The following is a 20988-nucleotide window of genomic DNA, read 5'->3' as shown; positions in this document are numbered from 1 at the left end:
CTGCCGAACTACCTGGGATGGCGCTGGGCACTCGACAAGCATCGCATCGAAGATCCGCTGGTGATGTTGCGCGCCACAGTTGGCGTGTTCCCACACTTAACGTGGACATAGCCTTTTTTATTGCGTGGCCGCTTACTGCGCCGCAGCCGGCGCCGTTGCAGGCGCCGTCACCGGACGCTTGATCTTGACGTTGGCCTTCTTCTTCAGCGCTTCCAGGTAGCTGTAGGTTTCCTGTTGCGCGACCACGTTGCTGATCTGCTGCGCTTCGGCCTTGCGGCGCTCGACGTCAGGCGCGGACTGCTGCACCTTGTTGATGCGGTACACCGCGTAGCCCTGGCCCGGCACCTCCACGCCCACGTAGGCAGGCAGCTTGCTGACATCGGCCTTGAGCACGGCGATCGCGCCCACCTGGTTGAACGGCGGCTGCTGGGTGCGAGTCACCAGCTTCGGCTCACCGAATCCGGTGGCGTCGCCCGATGCCTTGACGCCGGCCAGCTTGGCTTCGCCGGCAGCTTTCGCCAGGCGCATCGCCTCTTCCTGCAGCACGCGTTCGCGGATTGCCGGGGCCACTTCAGCCAGCGGACGCACGGTCGCTGGCTTGTACTCGACGATGCGGCCCGAGACCAGCGTGCTTGGCGCGACTTCAATGGCTTCCGTGTTGCGCTTGTTCTTGATCGTGTCTTCCGAGAACAGGGCCTGCAGGAACTTGGCGTTGTTGTACGGCGCGGTGCCGCCAGCCTGGCTTGGGGTACGCGAGACATTGCTTGCGGTCTGTACCTGCACGCCCAGCTTCTCGGCGGCTGGCTTCAGGCTGTCCGACTGTTCGTACACCGTGTTGGTGAAGGCCTCGGCCAGCTCGGAATACTTGCGGCCCGATTTCTGGTTGCGCAGTTCGGTCTCGATCTCGCCCTTCACTTCTTCCAGCGGGCGCACGGTGGCCGGCTTGATCTCGGTGACGGTGATGATGTGGTAGCCGTACTCGGATTCGACCAGGTTGCTAATCTCGCCCTGCTTGAGCGCGTAGATCGCGTCTTCCACCGGCTTGACGAAGGCGCCCTTCTCGGTCACGCCCAGGTCGCCGCCCACTTCAGCCGAACCCGGATCCTGCGAATTCTCGCGCGCCAGGCGGGCGAAATCGGCAGGGTTCTTGCGCAGCTGCTCGAGCAGTGCGGCAGCCTTGGCGCGCGCAGCGGTCTTCTCGGCGGCCGGCGCCTCGCGGCTGGCGTTGATCAGGATGTGGCTGGCGCGGCGCTGCTCTTCGGTCGCGTAGCGCTTCTTGTTCTGGTTGTAGTAGGCGGCAATTTCAGCGTCGGTGACCGACACTTGCGGCGCCACGGCTGCACTATCGAATACGACGTATTCGATGGTGGCCTGCTCGGGCACCTGGAACATCGCGGCGTTCTTGTCGTAGAAGGCCTTGACCATCGCGTCGGTCACCTTCACCTGCGAGGCGTATTGCGCGGCCGGGAACAGCAGTTCCTGCGCTTCGCGCTCCTGTTCGCGGATGTCCGACAGGCGGTTCGCAACCGTGCGTGGCGCAAAGCCGGTGGACTCGATCGAGCTGGTCACCTGTTCCAGCGCGAGCTGGCGGCGCACCATCTGGTCGAGGCCTGCCGTGGTCAGGCCCTGCTGGGCGGCGACGCTCTTGTACTGGTTCACGTCGAACTTGCCGTCTGCACCCACCAGCGTCTTACCGTAGAACGCGGCCAGCGTGGCGTCGTCCACGCTCATATGATTCTTGTCGATTTCGACATCCAGCGCACGCTGGGTGATCAGGCCGTCGAGCACGCGCTGCTTTTCTTCCGGCGTATCGACCATCTTCGGATCGAACTGCGCGCCGAGCGCCTCGCGATAGCGGTCGATTTGCGAGCGCTGGGCTTCCTCGAACTCGATCTGGCTGACCTTGCGGTCGCCGACGGTGGCGATCGTGTCAGCACTGCTGCCCGAATCGTAGGTGTTGAGGCCGACCAGGACGAAGGACGGGATGATGAGCACAAGGAGCAGGCCCATCATAAATTTCCTGTGGGTGCGAACAGTTTCAAACATGGGCAGACAATTCTGTTGAGTGAGTCACATGGAACAAGGCGAACCGCGGTCCGCCTCCAGGATGCCCCTTCGGGCAGTGTCCGAAAGTGGCGCTGGAGTATAGCATGCTGAAGATTTGCATTCCAATTAAGTAAGACACACGTTCCCCGCCTCGGCTAAGATAGCGGCTGGACACCAGATGACCCGAACGATGGCAGAACGACAATCAGGCAAATCCCACTCGATCCTGGTGATCGAGGACGACGACCATATCGCACAGATCCTCAAGTTCATGTTGCAGCGCCAGGGTTTCCTGGTCACCGTGGCGGCCGATGGCGCCGTGGCCCGCAGCCATATCCAGGCGTCCCCTCCTCCCGAGCTGGTGCTGCTCGACGTGATGCTGCCGCACGTGGATGGCTTCGAGCTGGTGCGCGTGATCCGCGCGCAAGCCGGCTGGGAGAACACCCCGGTCATCATGCTGACGGCGAAGAACCAGGAGCCTGACATCGTGCGCGCGCTCGACGCCGGCGCGAATGACTACATGCTCAAGCCATTCCAGCCCAACGAGCTGCTGGCGCGCATCCGCCGCTACCTGCGGACCGTGCCATGACGCCGGCCAGTCCCGCCCCCGACAACGGAGTTCTCGCCCTTGGCCGTCCCCAGCGCTGACCCGGTCCTGCTGGCAGCGTGGTGGACCGGCCTGGGCGCGTTTGCGCTGACGCTGGCCCTTGCCTTGTCGATCCTCGCCTTGCGCGTGGCGCTGCTGCGCAGCCAGCGCCGCTACCAGCGCGTGGTCGAAGTGTGGCGCCCTGTGCTGGCTGCGGCCATCGCGGGAGACGCGCCGGGCGAGCTGCCGGTCCTCACAGCCAAGCGCATGCGACCGTTCCTGAAACTGTGGATCCACCTGCACGCCTCCCTGCGCGGCGGAGCCACCGAGCAGCTGAACGAACTCGCGCGGCGGCTCGGCTGCGACGCCTACGCGCGCAAGCTGCTGGCAAGCGGCCGCCGCGGCGACGTGCTGCTGGCGATCCTGGTGCTGGGCTACATGCGCGACGCCGCGGCCTTCGGCGCGCTGGAGCGCAAGCTGCACAGCGCCAGTGGCGTGGTCTCGATCAATGCTGCGTGGGCCCTGATGCAGGCGGCCCCGGAACGTGCGGCGCAGGCCGTGGTGGATGCCGCACTGGCGCGCCCGGACTGGGCGCAATCGCGCGTGGTGCTGATCCTGTGCGACGGCGGACCGGCAGTCGCGCAAGCCCTGGTGTCCCGGCTGGAAGGACTGGACACGGCGCAGTTGCCGGGCGCCCTGCGCCTTGCCGAAGGCATCCGCGCCGTCCTGCCGGTAGCGCTGCACAGGCGGCTCCTGGCCCAAGGGGACGAAGCCGTGCTGGTGGCGGCGCTGCGGCTGGTGAACGATCCTGCCCTCCTGCCGGAACTGCGTCTGCTGGCCCGCCACCCGCAGTGGCGCGTGCGCCTGCACGCCGCCCGCGCGCTGGGCCGCACGGGCGCGCCGGAAGATGCTCCCCTGCTGGTGTCGCTGCTCGCGGACCGCGAATGGTGGGTGCGCCTGCGCGCCGCGGAGGCGCTGGCCGCCTCGCCCTACCTGGACATGGCCACCATCGAACACATGGCCGCGCAGACGGGCGACCGCTACGCAATCGACATGCTGCGCCAGGTGGCGGCGCAAGGAGTGGCGCCATGACGATTGTCCGCTTCCTGATCGAACTGACGACGTGGTTCGTGCTGGCCTACTTCATTGCGCTCAATCTCGGCTACCTGGTGCTCAACCTGGTGTCGGTGGTCTCGCTGCGCCGCCGCGCGCAGGAAATGCTGCTGGAGGACCTGCCCCAGATTTACTCTGGCCTGGAGCCGCCGATCAGCATCCTGGTGCCGGCCTATAACGAAGAAGCCACCATTGCCGCATCCGTGCGCTCGATGCTGCAACTGACCTATCCGCAGTTCGAAGTGGTGGTGGTCAACGACGGCTCGGCCGACGGCACGCTGGAAGCGCTCAAGCGCGAGTTCGACTTGCACCCGCACCCTGAGGCCTACCGCGTGCAACTTGCAACGCAGCCGGTGCGCGGCATGTATGTCTCGGCACGCTACGCCAACCTGCGCGTGGTGGACAAGGAAAACGGCGGCAAGGCCGATGCGCTCAACGTCGGCATCAATGCCTCGCGCTACCCGCTGTTCTGCGGCGTGGACGCCGATTCGGTCCTGCAGCGCGACAGCCTGCAGCGTGTGGTCAAGCCCTTCCTGTCCGATTCCAGCGTGATCGCCACCGGGGGCACCGTGCGGATCGCCAATGGCTGCGAGGTGCGCGGCGGCTTCCTGACCAAGGTGGGCCTGCCGTCGAATCCGTGGGCCATGTTCCAGGTGGTGGAATACCTGCGCGCCTTCCTGTTCGGGCGCCTGGGCTGGTCCGCCATCAACGCCATGCTGATCGTATCGGGCGCATTCGGCGTCTTCCGCAAGGACAAGGTCATCGAAGCCGGCGGGTACCTGCCACGGTCGATCGGCGAGGACATGGAACTGGTGGTGCGCCTGCACCGCCTGATGCGGCAAAAGCGCGAGCATTACAAGATCGTGTTCGTGCCCGATCCGGTTTGCTGGACCGAGGCGCCGGAGGACCGCGCCACGCTGCGCAACCAGCGCATCCGCTGGCAGCGCGGCCTGGGCGAAAGCCTGAGCGCCAACTGGGGCCTGATGTTCAGCCGGAATGGGGGCGCGCCCGGCTGGATCGCCTTTCCCTTCCTGATGCTGTTCGAGTGGCTTGGGCCCCTGGTGGAGCTGGGCGGCTATGTGTTCATGGCGGTCGGGTTCGCATTGGGCTGGATCTCATGGGAGGCATTCGCGGCCTTCCTGTTCGTCGCGATCGGGCTGGGCATCCTGCTGTCGGCCTCCGGCCTGCTGCTGGAAGAGATGTCCTTCCACATCTACCCCAAGGGGGCGCAATTGCTGCGCCTGGGACTGGTGGTGGTCCTGGAGAACTTCGGCTACCGCCAATTGAACAGCTGGTGGCGCCTGGTCGGCCTGTATCGCTGGGCGCGCCAGTCCGAAGCCAAGTGGGGCGCAATGAAACGGCGCGGCAACTGGCAAAGCCTGCCGCCGCCGTAACGTTCCTCAGCCCGGCAGGATCACGTAGAAAGAAGTGCCCTTGCCTTCTTCGCTGTCGAAGCCGATCGAGCCGCCCAGGTCCTCGACAATGCGCTTGGTGATCGCCAGCCCCAGGCCGGTGCCGCCGCGCTCGCGCGAGTCGCTCGCGTCGGCCTGCGCGAACTTCTGGAAGATGGTCGAACGGAACGCAAGCGGGATCCCGCGGCCGTTGTCGGCCACCACGATGCGCACCCCCGATTCGTGTGGTTCGGCGCGCAGCTGCACTTCGCCGCCCCGCTGCGAGAACTTGATCGCATTCGACAGCAGGTTGGCGAGCACCTGCGAGACGGCATCGGCATCGGTGCGCGCGCGCAGGCCGTCAGCGCAGCGCGCCGCCAGCGTCACGCCGTGCTCCTGCGCGAAGGCCTGCATCGACGCGGCGGCCGATTCCACCAGCGCGCACACATCCTGCTCGCCGATGTCGTAGGCGACGCCGCCCGCCTCGATCTTCTCGATATCGAGCACATTGTTCACCAGCCGCACCAGCCGCTCGCAGCTGGCGTTGGCGATGCCGATCAGGACGCGGATGTCCTCGGGCAGCTCGCCCGCCATGCCGTCGTTGAGCATCGACAGCGAGGCGCTGATCGACGTCAGCGGCGTGCGCAACTCGTGCGAGACAGTGGAGATAAACTCGTTCTTCAGCTGCTCGATCTTGCGACGCTCGGAAATGTCATGCAGGAAGGCGCTGACGAAGGTCTGCCCGCGGTCGGACAGCATGCCCACGGACAGTTCGACCGGGAATTCGCGGCCCGCGCGGTCGATCACGGTGCGCTGCAGCCTGCCGCTCACGTCCAGCCGGCCCGACTCAAGCGCCAGGTAGGTCTGGCGGAAGCGGGCCCGCAGCGCCTCCGGCAGCACGAGGTCCGGCAAGGAGGCGCCGATCGCTTCCGCTTTGCTCCAGCCGAACATGCGCTCGGCGGCGGCATTCCATTCGATCACGCGGCCGGCGAGGTCGGTCGCAACGTAGGCATCCTGGGCCGTCTCGACGATCGTGCGCACGCGTTCCTGCTCGATACGCACGACCTCGAGGGCGCTGGCCAGTTCGCGCGTGCGCTCGGCCACGCGCTGTTCCAGCGATACGTTCAGTTCCGCCAGCGCGTCCTTCTGCTGCACCAGTTGGCCCACCAGGTCCGATAGCGCGCCGGACAGGCTCTCCACTTCGCGGAACGAGGCGGACGATGCCGGCAGCAGCAAGGTCTCCCCTGCCCCCATGCGCTGCGATGCCTGCGCCAGTTCGACAATCGGCTTGGTGATGCGGCGCGCGGTCACGAATCCCATCACCGTGAACAGCGCGGCGACCGCCATGCCGCTCCAAAATGCTTTTTGCTGGATCTGCGCCACCGGCTCGTACGCCGTCTTCAGTTCCTGGCGCACCAGCACTTTCCATCCAAGCCCCGGATAGTCGGCATAGCCCTGGCTTTGCGCATAGCCGACCAGGTAGCGTTTGCCGTCAGGCCAATCCTCGACCATGTAGCCGTTGCCGCTGCGCGCGGCGTGCACGCTGCCCAGGTCCAGCCTGGTGTCGCGCATGCCCTCGGGTCCGAGCAGGACGGTGCCGTCGGCGCTGGCGATCAGGGTTTCCAGCGGACGGCGCGATGCATGCACGAACACGGAGCGCTCGACTTCGCGCGCCCAGCTCCACGACAGGTGCGTACCCAGCACGCCGGCTTGCCGGCCATGCTCGTCCACATAGGGGAAGGCGACGTCGACGAAGCGTTTAGGCTCGTTCGAGGTCGATGGCAGGAGTTTTGCGAGCAGCACCGCGTCGTGCACGTCGCCGAGGTGGACGCCTTTCAGCGCATTGTGGAACCATGGACGCTTGCTCACGTCCGCGCCTTCCAGCATGGCGCCGGTGGCGACTTTCACGGTGCCGTTCATGTCGGTCAGGCCGATCCAGGCGTAATACGGATAGGTTGCGCGGATGCTTTCGAGGACGCGGCGCTTGGCCGCAGCAGGCACGCGGGACGATTCGATGTCGGACCGCTGCGCCATCAGCCGCACCTCGCGGTAGCGCTCGTACATGCCGCGATCCAGTTTGTCGACGGCCTGTCCGGCAATCGCCGCCAGGCCATTGCCGATATTGACGCGCAGCGCTTCCGACGCCGCCATCCCGATTACCTGCACCAGCACCAGCGTCAGCACGATCGACAGCAGCGAGAACCACAGCGACAGGTACGATCCGAGACGGGGTTTGCGGGAGGCGGGGCTGGTGGACATGGACGCGCGCGGGATTGAGGACAGCGCATCATACAGTGCGGTGGCTGGCGCGGCGCGGCCGGATAAAAAAAATGGCCCGCGCGAGGCGGACCATTTTCTCTTTCTGGCGGAGCGGACGGGACTCGAACCCGCGACCCCCGGCGTGACAGGCCGGTATTCTAACCAACTGAACTACCGCTCCAGAAACTTGTGCTACTCAGCGATGAGGCATCGCTGAAAGACCATTAGTTTACAGCATCTTTCAGCGCTTTACCAGCTTTAAATTTAGGAACCTTCGCCGCTTCGATCTGGATGGCTTCCTTGGTGCGTGGATCGCGGCCGACGCGCGCTGCGCGCTCGCCCACCGAGAAGGTGCCGAAGCCCACCAGGGTCACGCTGCCGTCGTTGGCGAGCGTGGTGGTGACTGCGTTGAGCATCGCGTCCAGTGCGCGCGTTGCCGATGCCTTGGTGATGTCCGCCGACTTGGCGATCTCTTCGATCAAATCTGTTTTGTTCACTACGTATCCTTGGGAGAAAAACTGCAGGGCGTATTAGACTCGGCGCGCGCAATTCGTGTCAAGCGTGGCGCCGAAAATGCGACAGCGCTGGACGCATCGTCAAGACCGGGGGACGGTCCCTTGCGGGGACAGTCCCCCTTCGATGCTAGCGCAGGACCGCGATCTTGGACTTGGCGCCGCCCTTGTACGTGGACAGCGTCAGCGCGCCATGCTTCAAGTCGCCGGCCGCATCGAACTCGATGGTGCCGGTCACGCCCTGGTAGCGGATGCGCTTGAGCGCAGGCAGGTATTTGGCAGGCTCGGTGGAGCCGGCCTTCTGCATCGCCGCAGCCAGCACCATCACCGCATCGTACGCGTACGGCGCATAGGTCTGGATGTCGCTGTTGTATTTCGCCTTGAAGCGCGTGACGAATTCGCGCATCACTTTTTCCTGCGGACCGTCGACGCCGCCCGCCTCCGCACACATCACATTCCCGTCGCCCATGCCGGCGCCGGCCAGGCGTGGCAGCGCTTCGGTGCAGATGCCGTCGCCGCCCATGAAGCGCGTGGTGATGCCGAGCGATTTCATCTGGCGCAGGATCGCGCCCGCGCTGGCGTCCATGCCGCCGAAGAAGATCAGGTCGGGCTTGTTGGCGCGGATCGTGGTGAGGATCGCGGTGAAGTCGGTTGCCTTGGCATTGGTGAACTCGCGCTTGGCGATCCTGACGTCGCGATTGCGCGCCTTGGCCGCTTTCACGAACTGGTCGGCCACGCCCTGTCCATACGCGGAGCGGTCGTCGATCACGGCGATGTGGCGCGCGCCCAGCTTGTCGACAGCATAGCGACCGAGCGCCGCGCCCAGCATATTGTCGTTGGCGACCACCCGGAACGCGGTCGGGAACTTCTGCTTCGTGTACGCGGGCGTGGTGGCGGAGGGCGAGACCTGCGGGATCCCGGCCTGGTAGTAGATGCGCGATGCGGGCACCGTGGTGCCCGAGGTGACGTGCCCGACGACGCCGTTGACGCGCGCATCGACCAGCTTCTGCGCGACCGCGGTGCCCTGCTTCGGATCGGCGGCGTCGTCTTCGCTTTGCAGCTTGAACGTCACCTTCTTGCCGCCGATGGTGACGTTACGCGCGTTCAGGTCTTCGATGGCCAGGGCGGCGCCGTTCTCCAGTGCCTTGCCGAGGTGGGCGATTTCGCCGGACAGCGGACCGGCCAGGCCGATCTTGACGGTTTCCTGTGCGTGGGCCAGGCCGGCCAGCGTGCACAGGGCCAGGGGAAGGAGGTGTTTGAATGCGGTCATCGGGCAAAGTCGGGTGATCGGTGAATGCAGAACAATAACATGAGAGCCCGTGCCGTGGTGACTGTCCATCCGGGACCGTCGGCGCGCGTCGCCGGCGTGGCGGAATCGCCCCATTCATGGCCGATTCCGCCACCGCCGCGGTCGCTCCCTTCGGGGACAGTGCCCATAAAAAAAGCGCCCGGGTGGGCGCTTTTCGAGGGGATGCGAAGGCTTAATGCTTGACGACGTCGTTGGCGCCGTCGGCAGGCGCCGGCACCGGCACCGCCGGCGCCGTTTCGACCACCGGGGTCGGCTGGCGTTCCAGCGCGACTTCCAGCACCTTGTCGATCCAGCGCACCGGCACGATCTCGAGCTTGTTCTTGACGTTGTCCGGGATCTCGGCCAGGTCCTTCACGTTCTGCTCGGGGATCAGCACGGTCTTGATGCCGCCGCGGTGGGCTGCCAGCAGCTTTTCCTTCAGGCCGCCGATCGGCAGCACTTCGCCGCGCAGGGTGATCTCGCCGGTCATCGCCACGTCCGCACGCACCGGGATGCCGGTGAACACGGACACCAGTGCGGTGGTCATCGCGATACCTGCGGACGGACCGTCCTTCGGCGTCGCGCCTTCCGGCACGTGGATGTGGATGTCGCTCTTCTCGAACTGGTCCGGCTTGATGCCCAGGCGAGCGCCGCGCGAACGCACCACGGTGCGCGCCGCTTCGATCGACTCCTTCATCACTTCGCCCAGGGTACCGGTGCGTACAATGGCGCCCTTGCCCGGCATCTGCACCGCTTCGATGGTCAGCAGGTCGCCGCCCACTTCGGTCCATGCGAGGCCGACCACCTGGCCGATCTGGTTTTCCTTCTCGGCCACGCCGAAGTCGTAGCGGCGCACGCCCAGGAACTTGTCGATGTTCTTGTTGGTGACCACGACCTTCTTGTCGCTCTTCTTCAGCAGCAGCATCTTGACGACCTTGCGCGCGATCTTGGAGATCTCGCGCTCGAGCGAACGCACGCCGGCTTCACGGGTGTAGTAGCGGATGATGTCGCGGATGGCCGATTCGGACACCGAGATCTCGTCTTCCTTCAGGCCGTTCGCCTTGATCTGCTTCGGCAGCAGGTAGCGCTGCGCGATGCTGGTCTTCTCGTCCTCGGTGTAGCCGGACAGGCGGATGACTTCCATCCGGTCCAGCAGCGCCGGCGGGATGTTGAAGGAGTTCGAGGTCGCCACGAACATCACGTCGGACAGGTCGAAGTCCACCTCGATGTAGTGGTCCGAGAACGTGTGGTTCTGTTCCGGGTCCAGCACCTCGAGCAGCGCGGACGACGGGTCGCCGCGGAAGTCCGCGCCCATCTTGTCGATCTCGTCGAGCAGGAACAGCGGGTTGCGCACGCCGACCTTGGACAGCGACTGCAGCACCTTGCCCGGCATCGAGCCGATGTAGGTGCGGCGGTGGCCGCGGATCTCGGCTTCGTCACGCACGCCGCCGAGCGCCATGCGCACGAACTTGCGGTTGGTGGCGCGCGCGATCGACTGGCCGAGCGAGGTCTTACCGACGCCCGGTGGGCCGACGAAGCACAAGATCGGGGCCTTCAGCTTGTCCACGCGCTGCTGCACCGCGAGGTATTCCAGGATGCGTTCCTTGATCTTTTCAAGGCCGTAGTGATCCTGCTCGAGCACCTTCTCGGCGTTCTCGAGGTCGTTGTTGACCTTGGACTTCTTCTTCCACGGCAGGCCGACCAGGGTGTCGATGTAGTTGCGCACCACGGTTGCTTCGGCCGACATCGGCGACATCAGCTTGAGCTTCTTGATTTCGGCCTGGGCTTTTTCCAGCGCTTCCTTCGGCATCTTGGCAGCGACGATCTTCTTTTCGAGCTCGTCGATGTCGGCGCCGTCTTCGCCCTCGCCCAGTTCCTTCTGGATTGCCTTGACCTGTTCGTTCAGGTAGTACTCGCGCTGCGACTTTTCCATCTGGCGCTTGACGCGGCCACGGATGCGCTTTTCCACCTGCAGGATGTCGAGTTCGCCTTCCAGCTGGCCGAGCAGGTGCTCAAGGCGCTTGGCGACGTCGAAGATCTCCAGGATGACCTGCTTCTGCTCGAGCTTGAGCGGCAGGTGGGCGGCCACGGTGTCGGCCAGGCGGCCGGCGTCGTCGATGCCGGCCAGCGAAGCCAGGATCTCGGGCGGGATCTTCTTGTTCAGTTTGACGTACTGGTCGAACTGCTGGACGATCGCGCGGCGCATCGCCTCGACTTCGGAGTCGTCGCCGATTTCCGATTCCAGCGGGGTCAGGTCGGCCACGAAATGGGTCGGCGAATCACTGATGTGGTTGATACGCGCACGCTGGGCGCCTTCGACCAGCACCTTGACGGTACCGTCAGGCAGCTTGAGCATTTGCAGGATGTTGGCCACGCAACCGATCTCGTAGATGTCGGAGGCGGATGGCTCATCCTTGGCGGCCGCCTTTTGCGCAGCCAGCATGATGCTCTTGCCCTGCTCCATTGCCGCTTCAAGTGCCTTGATGGACTTCGGACGGCCAACGAACAGGGGGATCACCATGTGCGGGAACACCACTACATCCCGCAGCGGCAACAGTGGCAGCGTCGTTTGCTCGGTTAATTTGGAAGTTGTCATGGCGTACCTTATAGAAAACGTAGTTCAGATGTTGGCGCAAAGCGGTGAATCTCAAGACCGCGCGGCAGGAATATTTCCTGATGTCTATTGAGCTACATCAACGAACCAAAATGATCTAAAAGAAAATAAAGCGAGATTCAAATAAAAAAGCCACCACACGGCTGTCGCCGCGAGTGGCTTTTCGATTGAAGCCGTTTTTTCTTCTCTTATTGCGTTTGATTGTACCGCCGCGCGCGGCTCACACAAGCCATTTTGTGTGTGCGCGCGGCAAATTTTTTAGTTTTCCCCGGATGCTTTTGGCGTTTCGCTGTAAATCAGCAAAGGTTTCGCGCCATTCGTGATCGTATTTTCATCGATCACGACCTTTTGCACATTCTGCTGGTTTGGCAGCTCATACATGACGTCGAGCAACGCATGTTCCAGGATGGAACGCAGGCCGCGCGCGCCGGTCTTGCGCGCCAGCGCCTTGCGGGCGATCGCGTGCAGTGCGGCCGGGCGGATTTCGAGTTCCGTCCCTTCCATCTCGAGCAGCTTGGAGTACTGCTTGATCAGGGCGTTCTTCGGCTCGACCAGGATCTGGATCAGCGCCTCTTCGGTCAGCTCGGACAGGGTCGCGACCACCGGCAGGCGGCCGACCAGTTCCGGAATCAGGCCGAACTTGATCAGGTCTTCCGGCTCCGCGTCGTGCAGGATCTCGGCGTTGGAACGCTCCGTCGGGCTCTTCACGCTGGCCGAGAAGCCGATGCCGGACTTTTCCGAGCGGTTCTGGATGATCTTGGCCAGGCCGTCGAACGCGCCGCCGCAGATGAACATGATGTTGGTCGTGTCGATCTGGACGAAATCCTGGTTCGGATGCTTGCGCCCGCCCTGCGGCGGCACCGAGGCCATGGTGCCTTCGATCAGCTTGAGCAGCGCCTGCTGCACGCCTTCGCCGGAAACGTCGCGGGTGATCGACGGATTGTCGGATTTGCGCGAAATCTTGTCGATCTCGTCGATATAGACGATGCCGCGCTGCGCCTTTTCCACCTCGTAGTTGCAGCTTTGCAGCAGCTTCTGGATGATGTTCTCGACGTCTTCGCCCACGTAGCCCGCTTCGGTCAGCGTGGTCGCATCGGCAATGACGAACGGCACGTTCAGCATGCGCGCCAGGGTCTGGGCCAGCAGGGTCTTGCCCGAACCGGTCGGGCCGACCAGCAGGATGTTCGACTTGGCCAGCTCGACGTCATCCTTCTTGCCCAGGTGCTTGAGGCGCTTGTAGTGGTTGTACACGGCCACCGACAGGATGCGCTTGGCGGTCTGCTGGCCAATCACGTACTGGTTCAGCAGCTCGGCGATTTCCTGCGGCGTCGGCAGGTCCGACTTGGCGCCGCCCACCGCTTCCACGTTCGAGGTCTCGTCGCGGATGATGTCGTTGCACAGGTCGATGCATTCGTCGCAGATGAAGACGGATGGACCGGCGATGAGTTTCTTGACCTCGTGCTGGCTCTTTCCGCAGAACGAGCAGTACAGGAGCTTTTCACCGCTGGAGGATTTTTTGTCTGGCATAGATGCTGGAATTCGTATAGTTGCAATAAGGATACTGCAGGGGAACCGCGCCAATGCGCTCGAGCCGGGCGCGGAAAACCGATAGGTTCACATCCTACCCGAAATAAAAACGAAACGCCCGAACGTTGTCGCGTCCGGGCGTCGTTTCGAAGAATCAGGACCGGCGCATCAACCGCGGTGCGTCAGGACCTTGTCGATCAGGCCATAGTCAACTGCTTCTTCGCCGGACATGAAGCGGTCGCGCTCCGTATCCAGGTGAATCTGCTCGGTGGACTTGCCGGTGCGTTCCGCCAGAAGCTTGTTCAGGCGGTGGCGCAGGTACAGGATTTCCTTGGCCTGGATCTCGATGTCCGACTGCTGGCCTTGCGAACCACCGGACGGCTGGTGGATCATGATGCGCGACTCGGGCAGCGAGAAACGCTTGCCTTTCGCGCCGGCGGCCAGCAGGAAGGCGCCCATCGAGGCCGCCATCCCGGTGCACAGCGTGGAGACGTCCGGCTTGATGAAGTTCATCGTGTCGAAAATCGCCAGGCCCGCCGAGACGGAACCGCCCGGCGAGTTGATGTACAGCGAGATGTCCTTGTCGGGATTCTCGCTCTCCAGGAACAGCAGCTGGGCGACGATCAGGTTGGCCATCTGGTCGTTGACCGGGCCGACGCAAAATACAACACGCTCTTTCAGCAGGCGCGAATAGATGTCGTAGGCGCGTTCGCCACGGCCGCTCTGCTCCACGACCATCGGCACGAGGCCGAGTGCCTGGGTATCCAATGCTGGGTTACGGTTCATGCGTGTCTCTTTCCTTATCAGGGGAAGACGGGCATTACGCCTGCGCGTTGCTGCCCATCAGTTCGTCGAACGGAACGTCCTTGACGCTCACTTTGGCTTTGCCGAGCACGTAGTTAACGACGTTTTCTTCCAAAACAAGTGCTTCGATGTCGGCCAGGCGGCGACGATCTGCATAGTAATACTTCAGCACTTCCTTTGGATCTTCGTAAGATTGAGCAAAGTCTTCAATCTGCGACTTGACCTGGTCGGCGGTGGCTTGCAGCTTGTTCTCTTCCATCAGCTGGCCCAGGATCAGGCCCAGGCGCACGCGGCGCTCGGCCTTGGTCGCGAACAGTTCGGCCGGGAACGGCATGTTCTTGACGTCCATGCCGCGCTGCGACATTTCCTGGCGGGTCTGCTCGGCCAGGCGCTGCGAATCCTGTTCCACCAGCGCCTTCGGCACTTGCATCTCGGTGTTCTTGACCAGAGCGTCCATCACGGCTTCTTTATTGCGCGCCTTGACGCGGCCCTTGACTTCGCGCTCCAGGTTGACCTTGATGTCTTCGCGCATCTTGCCCAGGTCGCCGTCGGCCATGCCGAGGGACTTGGCGAATTCTGCGTCGACTTCCGGCAGGTGCGCCCACTCCAGCTTCTTCAGGGTGATGGTGAACTCGGCGGTCTTGCCGGCCACGTCCTTGCCATGGTAGTCCTCAGGGAAGGACAGCGGGAAGGTCTTGGACTCGCCCACTTTCAGGCCCACGGTCGCGGCTTCGAACTCGGCCAGCATGCGGCCTTCGCCCAGCACGAAGGTGTAGTCGTCAGCCTTGCCGCCTGGGAATTCAACGCCGTCGATCGAGCCGACGAAGTCCACGGTCACGCGGTCGCCGTTGGCAGCGACCGGCTCGCCGCCGGTGCCGTGCTCGCCTGCTTCGCCCTTGGTGTGGTAGTGCACGCGCTGCTTGCGCAGGATGTCGATGGTCTTTTCGATTTCGGCGTCGGTCACGTCGGTCTTGACTGTCTCGATCTCGAGCTTGGACAGGTCGCCCAGCGAGATTTCCGGATAGACTTCAAAGGTCGCGTCGAAGGACAGCATGCCTTCCGGTGCGTCCTGCTTTGGTTCGATTTTCGGGAAGCCGGCAACTTTCAGCTTCTGCTGGGTGGCAGCCTGGTTGAATGCGCGGCCGACCATGTCGTTCAGCACATCCGATTCGATCTGGTAGCCGTACTGGGCTGCGACCATCTTCATCGGCACTTTGCCCGGGCGGAAGCCAGGAGCGCGCGCGGTCTTGGCCTGCGCCTTCAGGCGCTTTTCGACTTCCTTGCGGACTTCAGTTGCAGGAAAAGTAAGCGTCAAGCGACGTTCGAGACTAGCCTGGGTATCGACTGCAGTTGCCATTATTGAATTCGTCCAAAAAAATAATCGGTTCGTGGTGCGAGGAGGGGGACTCGAACCCCCACACCATTGCTGGCGTCAGGACCTAAACCTGGTGCGTCTACCAATTTCGCCATCCTCGCGGAAACCCGCTATTTTAACGGAAAATTTTGCCAGATTGGACTTTTTTGAAACATGGCGTGCGCTCGTCGTACCCGCGTCCGCGGGTACGACAAGGCATCAGAGTTTGAAGCGGGAGCGCAGGCGCTTGCCGAGCCCCCTGCCCCGCAGGCTCAGCCCGCGCGTGCGCGCATAGTTGGGCGAACCGGGCGGGCGCACGTTGAACCAGGCCGCGTACAGCGCCGGCAGGAACAGCAGTGTCAGCGCAGTCGCCACGATCAGCCCACCCATGATCGCCACCGCCATCGGTCCCCAGAACACGGAACGCGACAGCGGGATCATCGCCAGCGCGGCGGCTGCCGCGGTCAGCACGATCGGGCGCACGCGGCGCACCGCCGCTTCCACCACCGCGGTCCACGGCTCGGCGCCGCCCTTGATGTCCTGTTCGATCTGGTCGACCAGGATCACGGAGTTCCGGATGATCATGCCGAACAGCGCGATCACGCCCAGGTTGGCGACAAAGCCGAACGGCCGCCCTAATATCAGTAGCGCCAGCGCCGCGCCCGCGATGCCCAGCGGCCCGGTGAGGAACACCATCAGCGCGCGCTGGAAGCTGTGCAGCTGGAGCATGAGCAGCGTGAACACGATGAAGATCACCAGCGGCACGTTGGCCGCGATCGACGCCTCGGCCGCCTTGCTGTCGGCGGCGGCGCCGGCCAGGCGGATCGAATAGCCGGCCGGGAGCCGGGCCACCAGCGGCTCGAGCTTTTCGCCGACCTGGGTTGAAACGGTCGGTCCCTGGATGCCGTCCACCACGTCGGACTGCACCGTGACCGCCCATTCCCTGCCCTCGCGCCACACCACGCCCGGCTCCCACGCAAAGTGCGGGCGCGCCACCTGAGACAGCGGCACGAAGCGTCCGGATGCGGTCGGGATGCTCACATCCTCCAGCCGCGCGATGGTGGAACGCTCGTCCACCGGCTGGCGGATCACCAGGTCGATCAGCTCATTGTCTTCCCTGAACTGGCCGACGCGCGTGCCCGACAGGACCGTGTTCACGGTGCGCATGACGCTCTGCGTGGAGATGCCGAGCGCGCGCAGCTTGTCCTGGTCCAGCTCCATGCGCAGCACCTTGACCGACTCGTTCCAGTTGTCGTTCACGCCGACCGCGTTCGGGTTGGCGCGCATGATGTCCTTGACCTGGTCGGCCAGCAGGCGCACCTGCGCGATGTCCGGGCCCTGCACGCGGAACTGCACGGGGTAAGGCACCGGCGGGCCGTTCGGCAGCAGCTTGACGCGGCCGCGCACCTCCGGGAAATCGCTCTTGAACAGCGCCGTGATCTTCTTGCGCAGTTCTTCGCGCCCCTGCAGGTCCCTGGGCAGCACCACCAGTTGCGCCACGTTCGTCTGCGGGAAAATCTGGTCCAGCGGCAGGTAGAAGCGCGGGCTGCCGGTGCCGACGTAGCTGGTCACGCTCTCGACTGCCGGTTCCTTGGCCAGCAGGCGCTCCAGCTTGACCGCCTGCGCCTCGGTGGCGCGGAAGCTCGATCCCTCGGGCAGCCACATCTCGACCATCAGCTCGCGGCGGCTGGAATCGGGGAAGAACTGCTTTTCGATGAAGTTGAAGCCGAAGATCCCGAGCGCGAACACGCCCAGCGACAGCACGATCGTCGTCTTGCGCCACTCGACGCAGCGGTTCACCAGCGCGCGGAATTTCTCGTAGCCGGGCGTGTTGAACACGTCGTGCTCTGATTCGCCATCCTTGTGCTGCTTGACCTTCAGCAGCAGGAAGCCGATGTACGGCGTGAAGATCACCGCCGCCAGCCACGACACCAGCAGCGCGATGCAGTTCACCGAGAACATCGAGAAGGTGTATTCGCCGGCGGCCGACTTGGCCAGGCCGATCGGCAGGAAGCCCGCCGCCGTGATCAGGGTCCCGGTCAGCATCGGCATGGCGGTGGACGTGTAGGCAAAGGTGGCGGCCTCGAAGCGCGACAGGCCTTCCTCCATTTTGCGCACCATCATTTCGACCGCGATGATGGCGTCGTCCACCAGCAGGCCGAGCGCGATGATCAGCGCGCCCAGCGAGATCTTGTGCAGGTCGATGTCCAGGATGCGCATGAACAGGAAGGTAATCGCCAGCACCAGCGGGATGGTGAGCGCCACCACCAGGCCGGGACGCACGTCGATGCGCAGCGGCTTGGTGTGCAGGCCGAGCGCGATGAAGCTCACCGCCAGCACGATCACCACCGCCTCGGTCAGCACCTTCATGAATTCGCCGACCGATTCGCTCACCACCCTGGGCTGGTTGGATACGCGGTTGAGCGTCAGGCCGACCGGCAGCTTGGACTGGATCTCGGCCACCTTGGCATCGAGCGCCTCGCCCATCACGATGATGTTGCCGCCCTTTTCCATCGAGATGCCAAGGCCGATCACTTCCTGGCCATTGAAGCGCATCTTCTCGACCGGCGGGTCCTGGTAGGTGCGGCGGACCCGGGCAAAGTCGCCCAGGCGGAACGTGGTGCCGCCCGCGCGCAGGACCATGTCCTCGATATCCTTGAGCGTGTCGAGCGCCCCGGTGACGCGCACCTGCAGGTTCTCGCCCGGCGTGACCAGCACGCCGGCCGCCTCGACGCTGTTCTGGGTCGCGATCTGGCCCACGATCTGCTCGAACGGGACGCCCAGTTGCGCGAACTTCTTGTGCGAGAACTCGATCTCGATCTTTTCGGCCTGCACGCCGAACTGCTCGACCTTGGCCACCGAGCGCACCTGCAGGAACTGCTGGCGCACGTAGTCGGCATACTCCTTCATCTCGGCATAACTGAACCCGTCCGAGGACAGCGCAAAGATCGAGCCGTAGGTGTCGCCGAATTCGTCATTGAAGAACGGCCCGATCACGCCCTGCGGCAGCGTGCCGGCGATGTCGCCGATCTTCTTGCGCACCTGGTACCAGGACACGGCGGTCTCGCGCGGCGGGGTCGATTCGCGCAGCTGCAGGATGATGAGCGTCTCGCCCGGCTTGGAATAGCTGCGGATCTTGTCGATGTACGGCGTTTCCTGCAACTTGCGTTCGAGCTTGTCGGTGACCTGTTCGGCCATCTGCACGGCGGTCGCGCCCGGCCACACGGCCCGCACCACCATCGCGCGGAAAGTGAACGGCGGATCCTCGTCCTGCCCGAGCCGGGTGAAGCTGAGGATCCCGCCAATCAGCAGCGCGGCGATCAGGTAGCGCGTGAGCGGGATGTTGTCCAGCGCCCAGCGCGACAGGTTGAATCCCCTCATTGCGCCGCTCCAGCCATCACTGCGCGCGACGAGGCGGTCGACACCGGCGCGGGCACGTCGACGCCCAGCACCTTGACCTTCTGGCCTGCCTTGAGCTGGTGCACACCCGCGGTCACCACGGTCTGGCCGGGCTGCAGGCCGGAGGTCACGACCAGCTCATTGCCGCTCGCCCCCGCCACCTCGACCGGGACCAGCCTGACGGCGCCCTTCTCGACCACCCACACGGCGCTCTTGCCATGGTCCTGGAACAGGGCCGACAGCGGCAGCTTGATCTGGTTGCCGGCCGCGCGGTCGTAGAACTGCACGCTGGCGGTCATGCCCAGCTGGACGAAGGCGGGAGCGTCGGGCAGCGCCACGCGCACCGCGTAGGTGCGGGTCAGCGGGTCGGCCACCGGCGAAATTTCGCGGATGCGGCCGCCGAACTGCTGCCCCGGATGCGCCCACAGGCGCACCGAGACGCGGGCGACGTCGCGCAGCGACTGCACGCGGTTTTCCGGAACGCCGATCACGACTTCCTTTTCACCGGCCTTGGCCACCCGCACCACCGGCGTGCCGGGCGAGACCACCTGGCCTGCCTCGGCCTCCACTGCCGTCACCACGCCGTCGATGTCCGACACCAGCGAGGTATAGCCGGCCTGGTTGGACTGGCCGCGGAACGCCGCCTGCGCCGCGCGCAGGTTCGCCTCGGCCGACTGGAATGCGGCGCGGCGCGCGTCGAGCACCGCCTGGCTGACGAAGTTCTGGCTGCGCAGTTCCGTGTAGCGCTTCAGTTCGGCCTGGGCCAGGTCGCGGTTGGTGCGCGCCGCCTCCAGCGCGGCGCCGGCCTGGCTGGCTGCCAGGCGCAGGTCCTGCGGGTCGAGCTGCATCAGCACCTGGCCGCGCCGCACCGGGGCGCCCACGTCCACCTTGCGCTCGGTGATCTTGCCGCCCACCCGGAAGCCGAGGCGCGACTCGATGCGCGCACGCACCTCGCCCGAGAACTCGCTGGCATGCGCGACGTCGCCGCTGGCGATGGTGATCGCGCGCACGGGACGGATGTCTTCGGTTTTCGGCGCTTCCTTGGCGCAACCGGCAGCGAGCGCGGCGGCCACGAGCGCGAGCATGGCGCCCGGGCGCAGGATTTTGAAGGCGGACACGGTGTTTTCCTTTACTATGCGTGGGCTCCGGGGTGCCAACTCAACAATAAAACACACCGCCGGGAGGACTAACTGACTTTCTGGTTAGTAATTATATCTGTTTATCGTTCACCAAAACTGACGATTAGTTCTAGTTTCCTGCATGCCGGTCGACCACTACGAAAACTTCCCTGTCGCGTCCTTCCTGCTACCGCGTCGCCTGGTGCCGGCCGTCGAGGCGATCTATGCGTTTGCCCGCAGCGCCGACGACATTGCCGACGAGGGAGACGCCACGCCGTCCCAGCGCCTCGCCGCGCTCGAAGCCTATCGCAGCAAACTGGACCTGATCGCGGCGGGCAGCATTCCGGACGACCCGATATTCGCACGGCTGGCGCATGTCGTGGCGCAGTACCGGCTGCCGCTCAAGCCGATGCGCGACCTGTTGTCGGCATTCTCTCAAGATATAGAAACGACCCGTTACCAGACCTATCAAGAGCTGTGCGGGTATTGCGCGCGTTCCGCCAATCCCGTGGGATTGCTCATGCTGAAGCTGTACGGCGCCGACAGCGGGCGCAACGTCGCGGACTCGGACGCGATTTGCACGGCCTTGCAACTCATCAATTTCCTGCAGGACGTGGAAGTCGACTGGCGCAAGCAGCGCATCTACCTGCCGCTCGAGGACCTGCAGCGCTTCGGCGTGAGCGAATCCGATATCGCGCTGGGGCGTGTCGAGGACGCGTGTCGCGCGCTGATGGCATTCGAAGTGCAGCGGGCGCGCGCGCTGATGCTGTCCGGCGCGCCGCTGGCCGTGCGCCTGCCGGGCCGCATCGGCTGGGAGCTGCGGCTGGTGGTCCAGGGAGGACTGCGCATCCTCGACCGGATCGAACGGGCCGGCTTCGACGTGTTCCGGCACCGCCCCGTGCTGGGGCCGCGCGACTGGGTCGCCATCGGCTGGCGCGCCCTGCGCATGTAAAATAGCGCCTTTGACCACAAACGAA

The 20988-nt window shown here is 64.5% G+C and carries 14 protein-coding genes, 2 tRNA genes and 1 pseudogene; 5 read left to right on the top strand and 12 right to left on the bottom strand.

All coding sequences use genetic code 11. From position 1 onward, the window contains the following. Positions 1 to 111: pseudogene (locus tag ACFSQR_RS12815) on the top strand (IS1595 family transposase); the annotation flags it as partial. Positions 112 to 132: 21 nt separating this feature from the next. On the opposite strand, the gene ACFSQR_RS12810 reads toward ACFSQR_RS12815, so the two are convergent. Then, a complete protein-coding gene (locus tag ACFSQR_RS12810) occupies positions 133 to 2046 on the bottom strand; it encodes a SurA N-terminal domain-containing protein (RefSeq protein ID WP_377730217.1) in 1914 nt (637 codons plus the stop codon). Between the two features lie 190 nt (positions 2047 to 2236). On the opposite strand from ACFSQR_RS12810, the gene ACFSQR_RS12805 reads away from it, so the two are divergent. Genes ACFSQR_RS12805 through ACFSQR_RS12795 form a run of 3 tightly spaced genes read left to right on the top strand, consistent with a single transcriptional unit; the run spans position 2237 to position 5139 of the window. Beyond that, a complete protein-coding gene (locus ACFSQR_RS12805; RefSeq protein ID WP_377730216.1) occupies positions 2237 to 2635 on the top strand; it encodes a response regulator transcription factor in 399 nt (132 codons plus the stop codon). A gap of 39 nt (positions 2636 to 2674) precedes the next feature. After that, complete coding sequence (locus ACFSQR_RS12800) at positions 2675 to 3724, top strand: HEAT repeat domain-containing protein (protein ID WP_377730215.1); 1050 nt, start codon at positions 2675 to 2677, stop codon at positions 3722 to 3724. Beyond that, positions 3721 to 5139, top strand: a complete 1419-nt coding sequence (locus ACFSQR_RS12795; protein ID WP_377730214.1) for a glycosyltransferase family 2 protein — start codon at positions 3721 to 3723, stop codon at positions 5137 to 5139. The genes ACFSQR_RS12800 and ACFSQR_RS12795 overlap by 4 nt, the downstream gene beginning before the upstream one ends. A 6-nt stretch (positions 5140 to 5145) precedes the next feature. Here ACFSQR_RS12795 and ACFSQR_RS12790 read toward each other — a convergent pair whose 3' ends face one another. The 11 genes from ACFSQR_RS12790 to ACFSQR_RS12740 form a co-directional block, all read right to left on the bottom strand. Then, complete coding sequence (locus ACFSQR_RS12790) at positions 5146 to 7395, bottom strand: ATP-binding protein (RefSeq protein ID WP_377730213.1); 2250 nt, start codon at positions 7393 to 7395, stop codon at positions 5146 to 5148. 104 nt (positions 7396 to 7499) lie between these two features. Beyond that, a tRNA-Asp gene (locus ACFSQR_RS12785) sits at positions 7500 to 7576 on the bottom strand. Between the two features lie 43 nt (positions 7577 to 7619). After that, positions 7620 to 7892 (bottom strand): HU family DNA-binding protein, encoded by a 273-nt coding sequence (locus tag ACFSQR_RS12780; protein ID WP_377730212.1) that lies wholly within the window; start codon positions 7890 to 7892, stop codon positions 7620 to 7622. Between the two features lie 145 nt (positions 7893 to 8037). Then, the gene (locus tag ACFSQR_RS12775; RefSeq protein WP_377730211.1) at positions 8038 to 9177 is read right to left on the bottom strand and encodes a branched-chain amino acid ABC transporter substrate-binding protein; all 1140 of its coding nucleotides are present in this window, start codon (positions 9175 to 9177) and stop codon (positions 8038 to 8040) included. Positions 9178 to 9388: 211 nt separating this feature from the next. Continuing rightward, positions 9389 to 11791: an endopeptidase La gene (gene lon, locus ACFSQR_RS12770; protein ID WP_377730209.1), complete on the bottom strand. Its 2403-nt coding sequence runs from the start codon at positions 11789 to 11791 to the stop codon at positions 9389 to 9391. Between the two features lie 276 nt (positions 11792 to 12067). Further along, complete coding sequence (clpX, locus tag ACFSQR_RS12765) at positions 12068 to 13336, bottom strand: ATP-dependent Clp protease ATP-binding subunit ClpX (protein ID WP_377730208.1); 1269 nt, start codon at positions 13334 to 13336, stop codon at positions 12068 to 12070. 168 nt (positions 13337 to 13504) lie between these two features. Then, positions 13505 to 14122, bottom strand: coding sequence for an ATP-dependent Clp endopeptidase proteolytic subunit ClpP (clpP, locus tag ACFSQR_RS12760; RefSeq protein ID WP_377730207.1), 618 nt, complete (start codon positions 14120 to 14122; stop codon positions 13505 to 13507). Between the two features lie 34 nt (positions 14123 to 14156). After that, on the bottom strand, positions 14157 to 15497 hold the full coding sequence (gene tig / locus ACFSQR_RS12755) for a trigger factor (protein WP_377730206.1): 1341 nt from the start codon (positions 15495 to 15497) through the stop codon (positions 14157 to 14159). 32 nt (positions 15498 to 15529) lie between these two features. Then, positions 15530 to 15616 (bottom strand) — tRNA-Leu (locus ACFSQR_RS12750). A 97-nt stretch (positions 15617 to 15713) separates the two neighbouring features. Next, a complete protein-coding gene (locus ACFSQR_RS12745; RefSeq protein ID WP_377730205.1) occupies positions 15714 to 18875 on the bottom strand; it encodes an efflux RND transporter permease subunit in 3162 nt (1053 codons plus the stop codon). Next, positions 18872 to 20011 carry an efflux RND transporter periplasmic adaptor subunit gene (locus ACFSQR_RS12740; protein WP_377730203.1) on the bottom strand — a complete coding sequence of 380 codons (1140 nt, stop codon included), beginning with the start codon at positions 20009 to 20011 and terminating at the stop codon, positions 18872 to 18874. Before ACFSQR_RS12740 ends, ACFSQR_RS12745 begins: the two co-directional genes overlap by 4 nt. Positions 20012 to 20153: 142 nt before the next feature. Between ACFSQR_RS12740 and hpnC the strand changes: the two genes are divergently transcribed. Further along, entirely contained in the window at positions 20154 to 20963 is an 810-nt protein-coding gene (gene hpnC / locus ACFSQR_RS12735; protein ID WP_377730202.1) for a squalene synthase HpnC, read from the top strand. The last annotated feature ends 25 nt before the right edge of the window (positions 20964 to 20988 follow it).

It is taken from the genome of Pseudoduganella sp. GCM10020061 (assembly GCF_042683405.1).
In the GTDB taxonomy this organism is placed as follows: domain Bacteria; phylum Pseudomonadota; class Gammaproteobacteria; order Burkholderiales; family Burkholderiaceae_D; genus Telluria.
The sequence above is the reverse complement of the archived record's forward strand: the minus strand, read 5'-3'. Positions and strand labels throughout refer to the sequence as shown.

Excerpts from the sequence above, each read along its gene's own strand:
- ACFSQR_RS12790 (WP_377730213.1), bottom strand. The coding sequence starts at position 7,395 with ATGTCCACCAGCCCCGCCTCCCGCAAACCCCGTCTCGGATCGTACCTG.
- clpX (WP_377730208.1), bottom strand. The coding sequence starts at position 13,336 with ATGCCAGACAAAAAATCCTCCAGCGGTGAAAAGCTCCTGTACTGCTCG.
- ACFSQR_RS12795 (WP_377730214.1), top strand. The coding sequence starts at position 3,721 with ATGACGATTGTCCGCTTCCTGATCGAACTGACGACGTGGTTCGTGCTG.
- ACFSQR_RS12810 (WP_377730217.1), bottom strand. The coding sequence starts at position 2,046 with ATGTTTGAAACTGTTCGCACCCACAGGAAATTTATGATGGGCCTGCTC.
- ACFSQR_RS12805 (WP_377730216.1), top strand. The coding sequence starts at position 2,237 with ATGGCAGAACGACAATCAGGCAAATCCCACTCGATCCTGGTGATCGAG.
- ACFSQR_RS12775 (WP_377730211.1), bottom strand. The coding sequence starts at position 9,177 with ATGACCGCATTCAAACACCTCCTTCCCCTGGCCCTGTGCACGCTGGCC.
- tig (WP_377730206.1), bottom strand. The coding sequence starts at position 15,497 with ATGGCAACTGCAGTCGATACCCAGGCTAGTCTCGAACGTCGCTTGACG.
- lon (WP_377730209.1), bottom strand. The coding sequence starts at position 11,791 with ATGACAACTTCCAAATTAACCGAGCAAACGACGCTGCCACTGTTGCCG.
- hpnC (WP_377730202.1), top strand. The coding sequence starts at position 20,154 with ATGCCGGTCGACCACTACGAAAACTTCCCTGTCGCGTCCTTCCTGCTA.
- clpP (WP_377730207.1), bottom strand. The coding sequence starts at position 14,122 with ATGAACCGTAACCCAGCATTGGATACCCAGGCACTCGGCCTCGTGCCG.
- ACFSQR_RS12745 (WP_377730205.1), bottom strand. The coding sequence starts at position 18,875 with ATGAGGGGATTCAACCTGTCGCGCTGGGCGCTGGACAACATCCCGCTC.